Below are 17393 nucleotides of genomic sequence, written 5' to 3'. Positions count from 1 at the left end.
GTCGGTCGGGCAGGCCGCCGTCGCCGAGGCCGATGCGGCCGAGGCCGAGGTGGAAGTGGTGTCGAAGGCCGGCGCCAGGGCGAAGATCAGACCGAGGATCAGCGTGCCCACGGCCGGGATGACGAACCGAAATGTCTTGCGGATGGAGCGATGCATAAGCGTCTCCTTATGAGGTTGGGGCGGTGCTCGTTCGGGTTATCGGCGGCGTTGCGCTTTTAACTTTTTATTAACTTATTACCCCAGGGACGTTATACACCTTTTCTTAACCAACGACCATAGCTCAGAGGTACCGCCATCGGGAGCGCGCGGTCACAGATGGTACTACGACCCATGGACGCACAAAGGCCCCGCGACCACAATGTGGTCGCGGGGCCTTGATGTTGTTTTAGCCAAAACAACACTGCGCACAGTGAGGGTGTGGGAGAGCGTCGCTCTCCCACACCCTCACCGCTACGCCTGGTACCTCGCCAGGTAGGCCAGCGTATCGAAGGCCTTCGGCTCGACGGGGGCGGGCCGCTCGGCGGGGGCGGACTGGTAGATCAGGCCGAGCGGCATGCGGTCGGCCTCCATCGCGTAGCGCATGGCCGCCTCGCGATCATGCGGGTCGTGATCGGCGGGGATCTGGTAGACCTTCTCCTTATAGATCTTATAGGTGTCGTAGAAGGTCACGCAGGGGCTCATGGCCTGGATGAAGCTGAAGCCCTGGTGCTCCATGCCCTTGCGGATCAGCTCGGCGAGCTGCTTGGGCTGGCTGGAGAACCCGCGGGCCACATAGGTCGCCCCGCTAGAGATCGCGAGGGCCAGGGGGTGCAGCGGGAAGGCCGGGTTGCCCATGGGCGTCGACTTGGTGACGTGGCCGTGCGGCGAGGTCGGCGAGGTCTGCCCCTTGGTGAGGCCATAGATCTCGTTATCCATGACGATGCAGGTGATGTTGATATCGCGGCGGAAGGCGTGGGGCAGGTGCCCGGCGCCGATGCTGAAGTAGTCGCCGTCGCCGCCGACCGCCATCACCGTCAGGTCAGGGCGGGCCAGCTTAATGCCCTGGGCGGCCGGCAGGGAGCGGCCGTGGACGGTGTGCAGGCCGTAGGACTGCAGGAAGCCGGGGAGGCGCGAGCTACAGCCGATGCCGGAGACGATCGCCAGGTCCTTCGGGTCGATCTGGAGGGCGGCCAGCGCCTGCTGCATCGCCGCGAGCACGGCGAAGTCACCGCAGCCAGGGCACCAGATCGGCTTGAGGTCGCTCTTATAGTCGGCCGGCTTACGCACGACCACATTGGGGATAGGGATACTACTCATAGCTATATGCTCCCATTGCAAATGAAGCTGCGCTCCAATCTGCAATCTGCAATCTGCAATCTGCAATTAATCAATCACCGGCTCAGCGATGCCCATCAGCTCGTGGACCTTGCGCAGAATATCGAGGCGGGAGAAGGGCATGCCCGCGAACCGGGTGAAGCTGATCACGCGGACGCCCATCTCGCCCTGGATGAGCTTCGCGAACTGGCCCAGGTAGTTCACCTCGGGCACGAGCACGACCTCGACGCTGTCGATAAACTCCTGGATGGCATCGACGGGCAGGGGCGAGATCATCTGCACCTGGAGCATGGCCAGGGGGAGCTCCTCCTGGCGGGCGAGGTGGATAGCCCCGCGGGCGGCGCCGGCGGTGGTGCCCCAGCAGATGATCCCGACCTTCGCGATCGGGTCGCCGAAGCGGCGCACATAGGCGCGGCTCGACCTGAGCGCGTCATACTTGCGCCAGCGCTTCTCGCTCATCATCACATGGTTCTCGGGCGTGTAGGCCGGGCTGCCGAACTCGTTATGCTCCAGGCCGGTGGCGGTATAGTTGGCGTTGAGCGTGCCGGGCAGCGCCATCGGCGAGACAAAGCTGCCATTAATATGGTAGCGCTGGTACTCCTTGGGCTGAAGGTCGCCCTCGGGCTGGGCGCGGTTCAGCACCGGGTACTTGGCCAGATCGAAGGGCTCGATCGTCTCGGTGCGGAAGGAGAGCGAGTAGTCCGAGAGCAGGATCACCGGCGACTGGTACTCCTCGGCCAGGTTGAAGGCCCAGGCGGAGAGGTGGAAGCACTCGGCCACCGAGGCCGGGGCCAGCACGATCCGCGGCGAGTCGCCGTGGCCGCCGTAGACGGCGATATTCAGGTCAGACTGCTCGGTCTTCGTGGGCAGGCCGGTGGAGGGGCCGCCGCGCTGGGCGTCGACCACCACCAGCGGGATCTCAGCCATGCTGGCCAGGCCAAGCGCCTCGCCCATCAGGGCCAGGCCCGGGCCGGAGGTCGCCGTCATCGCCTTCTTGCCGGCGTAGGATGCGCCGACGCAGGCCATGATCGAGGCGATCTCGTCCTCGGCCTGGAGGTAGCCGCCGCCGAGCTTGGGAAGGGTGCTGGCGAGGCCCTCCATAATATCGGAGGCCGGGGTGATCGGGTAGCCGGCGAAGAAGCCGACGCCGGCGTGGAGCGCCCCGGCGACAATCGCCTGGTTGCCGGTCATCACATAGCGCTCGTGCTCGGCGGTCGAGTCGAGCCAGAGATTGTCGACGCGCTGGAGGCTGTGGGCATAGTCGATTCCGGCCTGGAGGGCGGCCAGGTTCGACTCAAGGTACTCAACCTTCTTGCCCAGCTTGGCGCGCACAATGGCTTCGAGACGGCTCAGGCCCAGGCCGAACATCGCGGCCACCACACCCATGGCGACCACATTCTTGCCGCGGCGGTTGCCCGCCTCGACGGCGATCGTGCCGATCGGCACCGGGTAGGCTGGGCCGGTGTAGCTCTCCGGGGGTGTAAATTCCTCGGGGTCGAACAGGAGCACCGAGTGGTGGGCCAGCGCCTCATGATTGAGATCCCATGCCTCCTGGTTGAAGGCAAACAGGACATCGACGGCATCGCCCATCGAGCGGACGGGGTTGTTCGATGCCCGCACCTGAAACATCACCGGGCCGCCCTTGATCTCGGCGGGGGTGGTGCGGAAGGTGAAGACGTGCAAGCCCGAGCGGGCGGCGGCCTGCGCAAGCATCTCGCCCGTCGCGTTGCTCCCATCGCCCGACTCGCCGGCGACGCGGATAATCAGATCTTCCTTCTGGATCATGGCCGTGCTTCCTTGCGGTGCCCCCTCATTGGAGCATGTGAAATGGCGTTGCGCTGCGGTATAACCCGCAGCGCATGATGCGCACATCATAGCACCGGGGGTGCCCGAATTCAATGCGCGAACTGTCACTATTATTGTTGCGTTATCTTTGCAAGCGATGGATAATCCCTGGCGGCGCGGGATCGCACATTCGGGTGTCACGAATCTTCTTGCAACGGTGGCCATGGCGGGCGGCTGAAGCCGCGTCGCCGGGGCGCTGCGCGCCGAGCGTCGGCCTGCGCCGACGCCGGAACCGCCCGCGACAGCGGCCGCAGGCCCTCCCGGCGCGGCTTCAGCCGCCCGCACATTCCTTGACAAGGATATATGGCGGTGCTATGCTACATACCACCATAAAGTACTATATGCAGTGGCCGCAGAAGACCATGCAATTGAGAGCGCGGACTGGCGTTGTACGCCAGCCGTTTTGCTTCTCTGGGCCTTATTTACGGCTCTGCCGGCCCGAGCGCCCCTCGCCAGAGACGGCTAAGCCCTCGCAGATCCACACCTTCAGCTGAGGATACGGCTATGGACGACTCGACTGCCACGGCTGCGATGAGCGACTACGATGAGCCGCCGCGACACCGCGGGCAACTGGGGGCATCCAATCCCCAGCCGCGTGCGGCGGAGCCCGATCCGCCCATCTCCCTCAGCCCCTTTCTGCAGCACCCGATCATCGAGGCCTTCGCCGAGCACCTGCGCCAGAAGGAGAACCCCGAGGCGTCGGCCGACAGCGTGCGGCGAAACTACGTGGCCTCCCTGACCGCGCCCACCGTCGAGGCGATCATCGGCCAGCTGCACCAGTACCTGCCCAGCGCCGACGCCGACCTGGTGCGCCGGGCCTACGCCCTGGCGAAGATCGCCCACGCCGGCCAGTACCGGCAGAGCGGCGAGCCCTATATCGACCACCCGGTGGCCGTGGCCTCGATCCTGCTGGAGCTGCGCCTCGACGCCGAGTCGATCGCGGCCTCGCTGCTCCACGATGTCGTCGAGGACACCGGCGTCCAGCTTGAGCTGCTGCGCACCTACTTCAACCCCAGCATCGCCCACCTGGTCGACGGCGTCACCAAGCTGTCCGGGCTGGAGCATAAGTCGAAGGAGGAGCTGCAGGCCGGCTCTTACCGCAAGCTGATCATCGCCACCGCTGACGACCCGCGGGTGATCCTGATCAAGCTGGCCGACCGCCTGCACAATATGCGCACCCTCGGGGCCACGCCGCCCAACAAGCAGAAGCGGGTCGCCCGCGAGACGCTGGACATCTACGCGCCCCTGGCCCACCGCCTCGGCATGTGGCAGGTGAAGTCTGAGCTTGAGGACCTGGCCTTCAAGGCGATCAACCCCGAGCGCTACCAGGAGATCGCCCAGGGCCTCACCCTGCGCAAAGAGGCCCGCGAGCGGATCATCCAGCGCGTGATCCGGCGCCTCAGAGATGCCCTCGACAAAGAGGGCATCGCCGCCCAGGTCTCCGGCCGGCCCAAGCACATCTACTCGATCTGGCGCAAGATGGACCGCAAGGGGCTGCCCCTCGACCGGATCTACGACCAGATGGCCGTGCGGATCATCCTCCAGGAGCAGGACCAGGAGCGCGCCGCCGGGCTCTGCTACCGCGTCCTCGGCGTCGTCCATATGCTCTGGACGCCGGTGCTCTCCGAGTTCGACGACTATATCGCCGTGCCCAAGGAGAGCTCCTACCAGTCGCTCCACACCACGGTGCTCATCCCCGGCGGCACCCCCTGCGAGGTGCAGATCCGCACCGAGGAGATGCACCAGGTCGCCGAGCACGGCATCGCCGCCCACTGGCGCTACAAAGAGGGCTTCGCCCGCGGCAGCGACCAGAACTACGAGGCGAAGATCAAGTGGCTGCGCGAGCTGATCTCCTGGCGCATCGAGCTGACCGACGCCCGCGAGTTCGTCGAGAGCTTCAAGGCCGAGCTTGAGGAGCAGGTCTACGTCTTCACGCCCAAGGGCAAGATCATCGACCTGCCCGACGGCTCGACCCCGGTAGACTTCGCCTACCGCATCCACTCCGAGGTGGGCAACAAGTGCATCGGCGCCAAGGTGAACGGGCGGATCGTGCCGCTCGACTACCACCTGCGAAACGGCGAGATCGTCGAGGTGATGACGGCCAAGGTCGGCCGCGGCCCCAGCCGCGACTGGCTCGGCATCGTCAAGACGCCTAGCGCCCGCGACCATATCAAGCGCTACTTCCGCCGCTCCGAGCGCGAGGAGAATGTCACCGGCGGCCGCGACCTGATCGAGAAGGAGATGAAGCGGCTCGGGCTGAACGCCGTGAGCTTCGAGCAGCTGGTGGAGCTGACGGGCTTGCGATCAGTCGAGGAGATGTTCGCCCAGATCGGGGCCGGCGATATCTCGGCGCGCACGGTGGCCCAGAAGGCCCTCGCCCAGCTGGTCGAGCCCCAGCAAGAGGGGCTCACCGACGAGCTGCCTGCGGCGAGCCCCGTCCCCTCGCGCATCGAGCCGATCGGCATCCAGGTGATCGGCGTGGGCACGGTGTACAACCGCCTGGCCCGCTGCTGCAACCCGGTGGTCGGCGAGCCGATCGTCGGCTACGTCACCCGCGGGCGCGGCGTCACCGTCCATCGCGCCGACTGCCGCACGATCATCAACGAGCGCGACCGCGCCCGCCTGATCGATGTCAGCTGGGGCGGACAGCAGCCCAAGGGCTACTCGGTGCCTGTCCGCGTCGAGTCCTGGGACCGAGTCGGCCTCTGGCGCGATGTCTCGATGATCATCGCCGACGCCGGGGTCAACATCGAGAAGGTGGAGCAGGGCAGCAGCCGCCGCGTCGGTCGCACCGTCCTCCACGTCACCTGCACGATCCAGTCGGTCGGCCAGCTCTCGAACCTGCTCGACAAGCTCAACCGCATCCCCGATGTGATCGAGGCCCGCCGCGAGGGCCAGACGGCGGCAAGGTCGGGGGATTAGGGGAGCATCTACGCTCTGGGGTCGCCGTAAGGGCGCAGCAGCGCGGCGCTGCTGCGCCCCGACATGTGTGCAATGACGAATCCCGCTAACATCCAGACACCCCTCCTCGCATGGTTCGCCGCGCACGCCCGCGACCTGCCCTGGCGTCGCACCCGCGACCCCTACCGCATCCTCGTCTCCGAGATCATGCTCCAGCAGACCCAGGTCGAGCGGGTGGTGCCGAAGTACCACGCCTTCCTGGAGGCATTCCCGACCCTGGACGCGCTGGCCGACGCGCCGACGGCGGAGGTGATCCGGCTCTGGGCGGGGCTCGGCTACAACCGCCGCGCCGTGAACCTGCAGCGGGCCGCCCGCGCCGTGCGCGACTCGTGCGGCGGCCAGTTCCCGCGCACGGCGGCGGGGCTGCAGGCCCTGCCGGGGATCGGCCCCTACACGGCGGGGGCGGTGGCCTGCTTCGCCTTCGAGCAGGATGTGGCCTTCATGGACACCAACATCCGCCGGGTGCTGCGCCGCGCCCTGGTCGGCCCCGATCAGATCGCGCCGCCGCCGGGCGACCGGGCGCTGCTGGATCTGGGCGCTGCCCTCATCCCGCCCGGCCAGGGCTGGGCCTGGAACCAGGCGATCATGGAGCTGGGCGCCCTGATCTGCACGGCGGCCGCCCCGGCCTGCCGGCGCTGCCCGATCAGCGGCGCGTGCCGGGCCCACGCCGCCCAGCGCGCCGAGGACGAGGCCTCCATCCTGGCGATGGGCGACGCCCGCGAGCTGGGCGCGCCGCCCCGCCCCGCCCGGCGGGTGGCCGAGCGGCGGGAGGAGCCCTTCAAGGGATCGCGGCGCTGGCACCGCGGGCGGATCATCGACGCCCTGCGCGCGCACCCCGCCCTGCCCCTCAGCCGCCTCGGCCCCCTCGTCAAGCCCGACTATAGCGAGGCTGACGCCGACTGGCTGCGCGAGCTTGTGGGCGGTCTGGCCCGCGACGGCCTGGCCATCCTTGAGGGTGACGAGGCCCGCCTGCCGTAGCGACGCCGCGTGTCTCATCCCCTACTTGACCCTAGTACTCCGCTGTGTTACAGTGTCTCCCCATAGGCGCAAGCGCATAAACACTAGGCCTAGTGCCTCAGTGCCTCAGTGCCTCAGTGCTCTAAGCTTATGGCAACCATCACCCTGCGCCCCGGCCGAGAGCGTCCTGTCATCCAGCGTCACCCCTGGGTCTTCTCGGGGGCGATAGATTCTGTGCGCGGCGACCCGGTCGATGGCGAGCCGGTGGACGTGCTCGCGCCCTCCGGCGACTGGCTCGCCCGCGGGCTCTGGAGCGGCAGCTCGCAGATCCGCGCCCGCCTCTGCACCTGGGACCCGAACCAGCACCTGGATGATGAGTGGCTGCGCGACGGGATCGCCCGCGCCGTGTCCGGCCGGGCCGGCCTCGCCGATGGCGAGGGCGGCGCATGCCGCCTGGTGTTTAGCGAGTCCGACGGGCTGCCCGGCCTGATCGTCGACCGCTACGGCGACTACCTGACGGTGCAGATCGTCACCCAGGGCATGGAGGCGCGCCGTGGCGCGCTCATCCGCGCCCTGGCCGACCTGCTGGCCCCGCGCGGCATCTACGAGCGCAGCGACGCCGACATGCGCGAGAAGGAGGGGCTGCCCCCCGCCGAGGGCCTGATCTGGGGCGAGGAGCCACCCGCCCAGATCGTCGTGCGCCCGGCGGCCGCCCCCGGCTCGCCCGTGCCCCCGCCACACCTCATCGCCGACCTGCGCGCCGGGCAGAAGACCGGCACCTACCTCGACCAGTCGATCAACCGGGCGCGCGTCGCCGCCTACTGCCGGGGCGCCGATGTGCTCGACTGCTTCTGCTACAGCGGCGGATTCTCGGCCTACGCCGCCCGCGCCGGGGCGACCGGACTGACCCTGATCGACAGCAGCCTCGCCGCGCTCGACATGGCCCGCCAGAACCTGGACCTCAACGAGATCGCCACGCCCGCCGACTATGTCGAGGGCAATGTCTTCAAGGTGCTGCGCGCCTACCGCGCCGAGGGCCGCCGCTTCGATGTGATCGTGCTCGACCCGCCGAAGTTCGCCCAGAGCCAGGGCCAGGTGAACCACGCCACCCGCGGCTATAAGGACATCAACTGGCTCGCGATGCAGCTGCTCAGGCCCGGCGGCACCCTCGCCACCTTCAGCTGCTCCGGCCTGATCTCGCCCGACCTGTTTCAGAAGGTCGTCTTCGGCGCCTCGGTCGACGCCAAGCGCGATGTGCAGATCATCGAGCGGCTCGGCCAGTCGCCCGACCACCCCATCCTGCTGACCTTCCCGGAGAGCGAGTACCTCAAAGGGTTTGTGTGCCGCGTCTGGTAATTGCAGATTGTAGATTGCAGATGGTAGATTGCCGTCGGTGATCTACCATCTGCAATCTGCAATCTGCAATCTGCAATCACAATGAGCTATACCATCTTCGAGGACGGACACATCTCGAGCCCGCACGGATTCAGGGCCACAGGCGTCTCCTGTGGGCTAAAGGACGGGAGCAGGGCCCGCGACCTGGCCCTCATCTACTCGCTGCACCCCTGCAAGGTGGCGGCCATGTTCACCACCAGCGTCACCCGTGCCGCGCCCGTCTACCTCAGCCAGGCCATCCTCTCGCGCAACCGCGAGGCCATCCGCGCGGTGATGATCAACTCGGGCCACGCCAACGCCGGCACCGGGCAGGCCGGGCTCACCGACGCGGTGGAGTGCGCCAAGCTGGTCGCCGACGAGCTGGAGATCCAGCGCGACGCGGTGATGCTGATGTCCACCGGCATCATCGGGGTGCCCCTGCCGATGCCGAAGATCCGCGACGGGATCCGCCGCGCGGTGAGCGAGCTCGACAGCGGCGGCGGGCGGCGGGCGGCGGTGGCCATCCTCACCACCGACACCAAGCCCAAGGAGCGCGTCTACCGCGTGCAGCTCGGCGAGGGCCACCGGGTGACGCTGGCCGGGATGGCCAAGGGCACGCGCATGATCCACCCCCGGCTGGCCACCATGCTCTGCATGATCACCACCGACCTGGCGATCGACCAGCACCTGCTGGCCCAGTCGCTCAGCCACAGCGTGGGCCGCTCCTTCAATCGCCTCAACCTCGACGGCGACTGTAGCCCGAACGATACGGTGATGATCCTGGCCAACGGGGCCGCCGAGGGGCCGCCGATCACCGACGCCGGATCGCGCGCCTTCGCCGCCTGGCAGGATGCGCTCAACCAGCTCTGCTACGAGCTCTCACAGCAGATCGTGCGCGATGCATCGAACGGCGGTAAAATTATTCAGGTGACGGTGCGCGGCGCCCCAGATGAAGAGTACGCCCGTAAGGTCTGCGATGTCGTGGCCCGCTCAAGCGCCCTGCGCGCGGCCTGCATGCGCAATACGCCCGACTGGGGGACGCTGCTGGCCGCGATCGGGTCGAGCGAGGTCGAGCTGCGCCCCGAGCTGCTTGAGCTGCGCATCGGCCACGTCGTCCTGATGCTTGAGGGCCTGCCCTGCGCCTTCGACCAGGCCATGGCGCTCCAGCTCTTCACCAGCCCCGAGATCGACTTCATGATCGATATGCACCTTGGACCAGCTGAGGCGACGGTGCTCACATGCACGTGGGCCGAGGAGTAGCAGAAGACCCGTATGATCCAGCAACTACCGCTCTTTCCGCTCGGGACAGTGCTCTACCCTGGCAGCACGCTCAACCTGCACATCTTCGAGGAGCGCTACCGCTCCATGATCGGCAAGTGTATCGAGAAGGACAGCCCCTTCGGGGTGATCTACCTGCGCTCCGGCGATGAGGTCGTCGAGGGCCGCGCGCTCGCCCGCCCCGCCGAGACAGCCAGCATCGGCACGGTCGCTGAGATCAGCGCCAATGTGCGCCTTGAGGACGGGCGCTACCTGCTCAACGCCACCGGCGTGCGGCGCTTCCGCGTCCAGTACCTGCTCCAGCGGGCGCCCTACCTGGTCGCGGCGGTGATCGAGCTCCCCGAGGAGGGCGGGCCGCAGGTCGAGGCGGCCGCCGGCGAGCTGCGCGCGGCCTACCGGCGCTACTGGCAGGCGGTCGCTGTCGCCTCCGACGCCCCGATCGAGGTCGAGGATCTCGCCGAGGACCCCGCGACGATGGCCTACCAGCTGGCCGAGAAGTTTCACGTGCCCTACGACCAGAAGCAGCGCTGGCTTGAGACGGAGCTCACCGAGCGCCTGCGCGGCCTCGCCGCCGAGCTGCGCGGCGAGCTGGCCATCCTCCCCCCCGCCGCCGGCCTCGGCAACATGAACTAAGGATGAAGGATGAAGGATGAAGGATGAAACCTGATGTTCATCCTTTTCTTCATCCTTCATCCTTCATCCTTCATCCTTAAACATATGGTCATCGGAGTCTGCACCCTCACCCTGCACGTCTTCGCCGCGCAGTCCCTCAAGGAGAAGCGCCAGGTGGTCAAGTCCATCCTGGCCCGCGTCCGCAACGAGTTCAACGTGTCGATCGCCGAGGTCGGCGGCCAGGACACCTGGCAGCGCGCGGAGATCGGCGTCGCCTGCGTCAGCACCGACCAGGGCTACGCCCACGGCCAGCTCGAGGCCGTCGTCCGCTTCATCGAGCGCATCCGCCCCGACGCGCCCGTCGGCGGCTACGAGATCGAGATGCTCTAACCATTGCAGATTGCAGATTGTAGATTGCAGATTGCAGCAACCTACAATCGGCAATCTGCAATCTACAATCTGCAATGGACGAAGTCCTCCCCTTCCCGCTGCTCGCCCTGGTGGGCCAGCCCGAGCTAAAGACCGCGCTGATCCTCGGGCTGATCAACCCGCAGGTCGGCGGCGTGCTGATCAGCGGCCCCTACGGCGTGGGCAAGACGACGGCCGTGCGCGGCCTGCTCGACCTGATGCCGCAGGTCGAGCATCGCTGGGAGGACGCCGACGGCCAGGCCCACAGCGCCCGCGAGCCGATGCGCCTCGTCGAGCTGCCGCTCAACGCCCGCCTGGAGGATGTGGTCGGCGGGGTCAATGAGCGGGTCGCCATCGAGCAGCAGCGGGTGACGCTCGACGAGGGCGTCCTCGCCCACGCCCACCGCAACCTGCTTTATGTCGATGAGATCAACCTGCTCGACCCGGCCGTGGTCGAGGCGATCCTCGACGCCGCCGCCCAGGGCCGCACCCTGGTGCGCCGCGGCCCGATGACCCGGCTCTTCCCCAGCCAGTTTATCCTCGTCGGCTCGATGAACCCCGAGGAGGGCGCCCTTCGCCCGCAGATCCTCGACCGCTTCGGCCTGCGCGTCTGGGTCGCCCCCCTGGAGGACCCGCGGGCCCGCCTGGAGGCCTACCGCCGCTCGCGCACAGGCGGGGGGTTGGGGGTGGCGAAGCCACCCCCAACAAAAGCGGGGTCTGGGGAGCCGCTGTAGGGCCAGCCTTTGCGTGTGGGAGAGCGAAGCTCGCCCGCACCCACAGCGCCCCGCATGTTGCGAAAAGCCCCCCTCGGCGCGTTTAGAGAGCATGAAAGCGCCACGGCGGCAGCTACGACCGGCGTTCGTAAACTTTTTGTTAACTTTTTCAGGCCCAATCGGCTTGTATATTCATCACAGCGTGCTATAAACAAACAATAGTAGTGAGGCGCCCCGGTACATTTGCCTGTACCCTGTACCCTGTACCCTGTACCCTTGCAAGGAGCCCCCTGTATGCGCGCTCTCCCTCAGGCAGCACGACGCTACCTCGTCGGCCTCTGGTGTACGGCGCTCCTCTTCGCCCTCGGGGCATCCCTCGTCTACCCCTCCCGCCCGATCCAGCTGATCGATATCCTCTCGGCCCTGATCTTCGCCGGCATGCTCATGGTCGGCGACCTGACATCCTTCGAGATCGAGGACGACCGGGCCATCTCGATCACGATGGCCCTGCTGATCGCCGGCGTCACCGCGATCAACTGGCCGCTTATGTTCGGCGTCGTGATCGTCGGTACGGCCAGCGCCGCCCTCGCCCGCGACATCTCCTGGTGGCAGATGGCGTCGATCATCGCCGTGCGCACGATCAGCGTCGTGATCGCCTCGGAGATCGCCCTGCTCCACCTGAGCGACGGCTTCTTCGAGCCGGGCGTGGGCAACCTGCCCTACACCACCCTCACCGCGCTGATCGCGCTCCTGCTCACCGGGGCGATCCTCTACGCGGTCGAGCGCATCGCCGAGGGCGGGCTGGCAATCTTCGCCGAGGGCAAGCCGCTGCGCCAGGCCATGCGCTTCCGCAACGATGAGGTGCGCTGGCACGTGCTGATGCTCGCCCCCCTCGGTGGCCTGCTCGCCACCCTCTGGGAGATCAACGGCTTCGCCTTCATGCTCGGCATCGTGCCGGTCGTCGTCCTCCAGAACGCCTTCCGCAGCCAGGGCGAGCTGCTGCGCTACAGCACCGCCGTGCAGAACCTCGCCGCCGACTCCTCGGCCCTCTCCAACAAGCTTGAGCGCCTCCAGGGCCTGATGGTCGCCCTGATCAGCACCCGCGACGTGCCGGCTATGCTCGAGCTGCTCTGCGACCGGCTCGCCGTGCTGATGAGCGCCTCGAATGGCTGGGTCGTCCTGCTCGATGACCTCCAGCAGCCGGTGATGGTGGCCGCCTACAACCTGCCCATCCCCGTGGACGGCAGCGGCCCCTTCCCGGTGCCCTTCCCCAAGAGCTACGAGACGGTGCTCGGCCGCCAGCGCGTGATGATGTTCACCGACCAGCACACGCAGACCTTGGCGCCTCTGCCCGAGCTGACCCAGAACATCTACTGGAACGCCCTCGTCTGTATCCCGCTGGTCGAGGAGAAGCGCGTGATGGGCGCGATCTGCCTCACCTTCCCCGAGATCCGCGGGCTCTCCGAGGACGAGCAGCGCGTCTTGATGACCTTCGCCCGCCAGGCGGCCACGGTCATCCAGAACGCCCGGCTCTTCCGCAAGGTGCAGGAGTCGCAGGCAGAGCTGATCCAGTCGTCGAAGCTGGCCGCCGTGGGCACCTTCGCCGCCGGCATCGCCCACGAGTTCAACAACCTGCTGGCCGGCATGCTCGGCTACGCCCAGCTCGGCCTGGCCAGCCCCGACGATGAGACGAAGAACGAGTCGCTCAAGGTGGTGGTGGACACCTGCAAGCGCGGGAAGAGCATCACCGGCAGCCTGCTCACCTTCGGCCGCCGCCAGGAGCCGCGCCGCGAGCTGGCCGATATCTACGATGCGGTGCAGGGCACCCTGACCCTGATGGAGATCGAGCTGCGCAAGCACAACATCAAGGTGGAGCGCAAGATTAGCCCGGTGCCGCTGACGATCTGCGACTCGGGGCAGATCTCGCAGGTCTTCCTCAACTTCCTCACCAACGCCCGCGACGCGATGAAGCCCGCCGGCGGCACCCTCACGGTGCGCCTGATCAGCGACGACCAGCGGATCACGCTGGCGGTCTCCGATACCGGCTGCGGCATCCCCGACTCGATCCGCGACAAGATCTTCGAGCCATTCGTCACCACCAAGGGCGCCCTGGGCGGCAGCGCCACCCCCGGCACCGGCCTGGGCCTCTCGGTGTCGTACGGCATCGTGAAGAGCCACGGCGGCGCCTTCGAGGTCGACAGCGAGCCCGGCAAGGGCACTACGATGACCATCCACCTGCCGATCGTAGAGAGCGCCCAGGAGGCCGCCGCCCTCGCCGCAGCCGAGCAGGAGCCAGAGGATCTGCCTAGCCTGAGCCTGCTGGTGGTCGACGATGACATCTCGATCAGCAAGTCGCTCCAGGGCCTGCTGGAGCATATCGGCCACAAGGTGACGATCTACGCCGACGCCCTGAGCGCGCTCGACGCCTACAAGACCCGCGGGTACGACATTGTCCTGAGCGACCTGTCGATGCCGGGGATGAATGGGATCGAGCTGCTGCGCGAGCTACGCGCCTACGACCCCGAGGCCCGCGTGCTGATCTTCACCGGCCAGGCGCTGCCCAACCTGATCGAGGAGGCCGGCCGCGCCGGGGCGCTCAGCGTCCTGCGCAAGCCCTTCGAGCTCGAAGAGGTGCTGAAGGCCATCCGCAGCGCCTACTTCCACCGTCGCTCGACCCCTATCACCCGATGATGTTGGTGGCAGCATTGCTGCCACCAACATCATTTCAGCTCCGGCATCTCCACCGGGTCCTCGCGCGGGTCGCAGACCCCGCAGAAGAGCGCCTTGGCCGTGACGATCGCCTTCGGGCCGCCCTTCTGGTCGTGGTAGATGGCGACAATATGCGGCATCTCCTGGGCGTGCTCGCGGCAGACCGCGCGCCCGCAGAAGATGCACGTGCCGTGGGCTGGCCGCTCGCAGTGCCAGCAGTTCATCGCTACCTCCCATACTCTTACTATCTGGCTCGGGCGGCCTCGCCACCCACACCCGACAAAAACCGATAGATCGTCGCCCACTCGGCCAGCGAGAGCGTCTCGGCGCGGCGCATCGGGTTCACGTCGGCGGCGGCCAGGGCGGCCAGGGCTGTCTCGCGGTCGAGGGCCGTGCCCATGGCGGCCAGGCCGCCGGGCAGCGCGTTGCCGAGCTGCTTGCGCGGCTGGAGGAATCCGGCCTTGATGATCCGGAACAGGCCGGGCACATCATCCACATCGACGGCCAGGGCCGGGCGGCGGCGGATGCGCAGCACCGCCGAGTCCACGGCCGGGGCGGGGTGGAAGCTGCTGGCCGGCACGCGGGCCACGATCTCCGGCTCGCCATAGATCTGCACCGAGTGGGCCAGCACGCTCATGTCGCCCGGCGTCGCGCAGATCCGCTCGGCCACCTCCCACTGCACCAGCACCACCGTCAGATCCGGCGGCGGGTCGCCCTCCAGGAAGTGGCGCAGCACCGGCGCGGTGATCGCGTAGGGCAGGTTGGCCACGAGCTTGTAGGGCTGAGGGCTGAGGGCTGAGGGCTGAGGGTTGGCGTGCGCCAGGATCTCGGCGGGCGACACGCGCAGCACATCGGCCTGCACGATCCGCAGGGCGGTGCCGGCGAACTCCTCGTGGAGCCGCGCCGCCAGGCGCCGGTCGAGCTCCACCGCCACCACCCGCCCGGCGCGGCGCAGCAGCTCCCAGGTGAGCACGCCCAGGCCGGGGCCAACCTCGACGGCCAGATCGTCGGGGCCGAGCTCGGCGGCGTCGACGATCACGCCCAGGGCGAGCGGGTCGATCAGGAAGTTCTGCCCCATGCCGCGCGTCGGCCGCAGATCGAGGGAGCGCAGGGCCGCGCGGACGCGCTGGGTGGAGAGGTAGGGGTTATCCATGGGATCCTCGTAGGGCCGAAGCATTGGCCGGCTCGCTTTGCGAGCCGGCCAATGCTTCGGCCCTACCCGATCGGCACCACAATCGTCACCTTCGTGCCCTGGCCGATGGCTGACTCCATATCGGCCTGGCCGCCGACGAGCCGGGCGCGCTCATCGATATTCAGCAGGCCGAAGGAGCCGCGCTTCTCATAGGTTCGCATCACGGCGGCCTTATCGAAGCCGGCCCCGTCATCCTGGACGACCGCGTGCAGCGTCTTGCCATCGCTGCGCATGCGCACCCAGATGTGCTTCGCCTTCGCGTGCTTGAGGGCGTTGTTCACCGCCTCCTGGATAATATTGAAGAGCGTGCCCTCCGTCTTCGTGTCCAGGTGGACGTCCCCCATCTCATTGGTCTCAAGCACGATCTGCGTCCCGGCGTTGTTCCCCTTGAATCGCTCAAGGTACTGCTCCAGTGTCACCTTGAGACCCTGGGTCTCCAGCACCAGCGGGCGCAGCTCAAAGAGCATCGTGCGCACCTCGTAGGTGGTGCGCTTGGCCATGGCGCTGAGCTTATCGAGCTCGTCGATCACCCGCTTCGGGTCGCGTTCGAGCAGCTTCTTGATAAACTCGATGTTCATCGTGATCGCCGCGATCGACTGGGCCGGGCCGTCGTGGAGGTCGCGGGCCAGCTGGTGGCGCACCTCCTCCTCCTTCGAGATCAGCTTGGTGCGCTCCTCCTGGAGGTCGAAGATCAGCTGGGCGTTATGCAGGGCGATGATCGCGTAGCTCGACAGGGCGGAGAGCATATCGATCTGCTCGCCGGTGAACGAGGCGGCCCGGTCGGTCGCCACCACCATCAGGCCGTAGGTGCGCAGGGCCGCGCGCAGCGGGATGATGCACGCGCTCCGGCAGCTGCGGAGCGACTCGAAGACCTGCAGCTCGCGCTGCTGGGTCACGTCCACCGTCCGCGCCTCGGCGGATCGCAGGATGTCGGCCAGGCCGCTCCGGCCCGCCATCAGGCTGCGGGACTGGTCGGAGATGCTGAGCGACTGGCTCGCCGCCACGTACAGCTCGTCCTCGTTCCCAGATGAGAGCAGCACAAAGCCGCAGGTGTAGGGCACCAGGCGGCGGCTCTCGCGCAGGGCCGACTCGAGGACGTGGCGGTAATCCATGGTGGTCGAGAGCGAGTAGGCCACCTCGTAGAGCGAGCGCATCTGGTCGCGGTAGGCCCGCGCCTCGGTCAGCGCCTGATCCGACTGCCGCTGGGCCACGGCCACGCTCTGCCGGTTATTCTCGCTCCAGCGCTCGGCCAGGCCGCTCGTCATCCAGGGCACCATGCTCAGGATCAGGCCGCGCAGCCCGAGGGCGACGTACTCAATGCTCGTCACCCCGCTCTGCTTGATCAGGTAGCTCCAGCCGATAAAGGCGGCGATGTAGAGGACCGCCGCCGCGATCCCCGAGAGCAGGCTCACCGCTGGGGGCTGCCGGATGGCCGCGTTGATCAGCGGCAGCAGGTACAGCGGGAAGAAGATCGCAAACTGGTCGCCGCCGAAGAAGGCCATCAGCGAGATGAAGCCGATGTCGATGAGGTAGGCCAGGCTGATCAGCTGCCCGGTGCCGGGGATGAACACCGCCATGCTCGCCAGGAGGCTGAACGCCGCATACGCCCACAGCATCATCACCAGTGGCTGGCTCTCTGTCGTGATCGGCCAGATCGGCGTGCCGGTCATGAAGCGCGTGATCGCAAACAGGAGCAGGATCGTCACCCAGCGCGCGAGCGTGTAGAAGCGCTCTCCGCCGAGGAGCCGCCAGCGGTCGGGGCCAGCACCCTGTGGGTTGGGGGAGGAGGGGGCCGTTGTCGTGCCAGCCTTCACAGATACCTCGTGAGAAGCATTGAAAATTGAAAATTGGCAGTACCGCAAAAGTCACGCTGTCACCCTGCACGTGCCCGGCCCGTAAGCGGGCGGGCTACGGTTCTGCGAAGGCCGCCTGCGCGGCCTGTCTGAGGCCGCGCAGGCGGCCTTCGTAGAACCTAGCCGGGGGCTTCAGCCCCCCGGCGGCGACGCCGCTTAGTGTGACTTTTGCGGTAT

General features: G+C 67.4%; 12 protein-coding genes and 1 pseudogene. 8 read left to right on the top strand and 5 right to left on the bottom strand.

Features of this window, described 5'->3' with window-relative positions; all coding sequences use genetic code 11:
- Positions 1 to 450: 450 nt before the first annotated feature.
- Together K2Z83_RS22005 and K2Z83_RS22000 are read right to left on the bottom strand one after the other, a co-directional pair.
- Positions 451 to 1296 (bottom strand): 2-oxoacid:ferredoxin oxidoreductase subunit beta, encoded by an 846-nt coding sequence (locus K2Z83_RS22005; protein ID WP_220597326.1) that lies wholly within the window; start codon positions 1294 to 1296, stop codon positions 451 to 453.
- 66 nt (positions 1297 to 1362) lie between these two features.
- Positions 1363 to 3099 carry a 2-oxoacid:acceptor oxidoreductase subunit alpha gene (locus tag K2Z83_RS22000; protein WP_220597325.1) on the bottom strand — a complete coding sequence of 579 codons (1737 nt, stop codon included), beginning with the start codon at positions 3097 to 3099 and terminating at the stop codon, positions 1363 to 1365.
- 564 nt (positions 3100 to 3663) lie between these two features.
- Here K2Z83_RS22000 and K2Z83_RS21995 point away from each other — a divergent pair.
- From K2Z83_RS21995 to K2Z83_RS21960, 8 genes and pseudogenes are all read left to right on the top strand, one after another.
- Entirely contained in the window at positions 3664 to 6081 is a 2418-nt protein-coding gene (locus K2Z83_RS21995) for a bifunctional (p)ppGpp synthetase/guanosine-3',5'-bis(diphosphate) 3'-pyrophosphohydrolase (RefSeq protein WP_220597324.1), read from the top strand.
- A gap of 72 nt (positions 6082 to 6153) precedes the next feature.
- The gene (locus tag K2Z83_RS29650) at positions 6154 to 7098 is read left to right on the top strand and encodes an A/G-specific adenine glycosylase (RefSeq protein WP_305082518.1); all 945 of its coding nucleotides are present in this window, start codon (positions 6154 to 6156) and stop codon (positions 7096 to 7098) included.
- Between the two features lie 129 nt (positions 7099 to 7227).
- The gene (locus K2Z83_RS21985) at positions 7228 to 8433 is read left to right on the top strand and encodes a class I SAM-dependent rRNA methyltransferase (protein ID WP_220597322.1); all 1206 of its coding nucleotides are present in this window, start codon (positions 7228 to 7230) and stop codon (positions 8431 to 8433) included.
- A gap of 81 nt (positions 8434 to 8514) precedes the next feature.
- Positions 8515 to 9711 (top strand): bifunctional glutamate N-acetyltransferase/amino-acid acetyltransferase ArgJ, encoded by a 1197-nt coding sequence (argJ, locus tag K2Z83_RS21980; RefSeq protein ID WP_220597321.1) that lies wholly within the window; start codon positions 8515 to 8517, stop codon positions 9709 to 9711.
- A 12-nt stretch (positions 9712 to 9723) separates the two neighbouring features.
- The gene (locus tag K2Z83_RS21975) at positions 9724 to 10362 is read left to right on the top strand and encodes an LON peptidase substrate-binding domain-containing protein (protein WP_220597320.1); all 639 of its coding nucleotides are present in this window, start codon (positions 9724 to 9726) and stop codon (positions 10360 to 10362) included.
- Positions 10363 to 10395: 33 nt separating this feature from the next.
- Positions 10396 to 10731: a DUF503 domain-containing protein gene (locus K2Z83_RS21970; protein WP_255604401.1), complete on the top strand. Its 336-nt coding sequence runs from the start codon at positions 10396 to 10398 to the stop codon at positions 10729 to 10731.
- Positions 10732 to 10805: 74 nt separating this feature from the next.
- A pseudogene (locus tag K2Z83_RS21965) lies at positions 10806 to 11417 on the top strand (ATP-binding protein); the annotation flags it as partial.
- A gap of 339 nt (positions 11418 to 11756) precedes the next feature.
- On the top strand, positions 11757 to 14153 hold the full coding sequence (locus tag K2Z83_RS21960; RefSeq protein WP_220597319.1) for an ATP-binding protein: 2397 nt from the start codon (positions 11757 to 11759) through the stop codon (positions 14151 to 14153).
- A 29-nt stretch (positions 14154 to 14182) separates the two neighbouring features.
- Here the strand turns inward: K2Z83_RS21960 and K2Z83_RS21955 are convergent, their stop codons facing one another.
- From K2Z83_RS21955 to K2Z83_RS21945, 3 genes are all read right to left on the bottom strand, one after another.
- The gene (locus tag K2Z83_RS21955) at positions 14183 to 14395 is read right to left on the bottom strand and encodes a hypothetical protein (protein WP_220597318.1); all 213 of its coding nucleotides are present in this window, start codon (positions 14393 to 14395) and stop codon (positions 14183 to 14185) included.
- 20 nt (positions 14396 to 14415) lie between these two features.
- Complete coding sequence (gene rsmA, locus K2Z83_RS21950; protein WP_220597317.1) at positions 14416 to 15324, bottom strand: 16S rRNA (adenine(1518)-N(6)/adenine(1519)-N(6))-dimethyltransferase RsmA; 909 nt, start codon at positions 15322 to 15324, stop codon at positions 14416 to 14418.
- A gap of 62 nt (positions 15325 to 15386) precedes the next feature.
- Entirely contained in the window at positions 15387 to 17177 is a 1791-nt protein-coding gene (locus K2Z83_RS21945) for a GAF domain-containing sensor histidine kinase (RefSeq protein WP_370650254.1), read from the bottom strand.
- Positions 17178 to 17393 lie beyond the last annotated feature (216 nt).

The organism is Oscillochloris sp. ZM17-4 (assembly GCF_019599295.1).
GTDB lineage: Bacteria > Chloroflexota > Chloroflexia > Chloroflexales > Chloroflexaceae > Oscillochloris.
The sequence above is the reverse complement of the archived record's forward strand: the minus strand, read 5'-3'. Positions and strand labels throughout refer to the sequence as shown.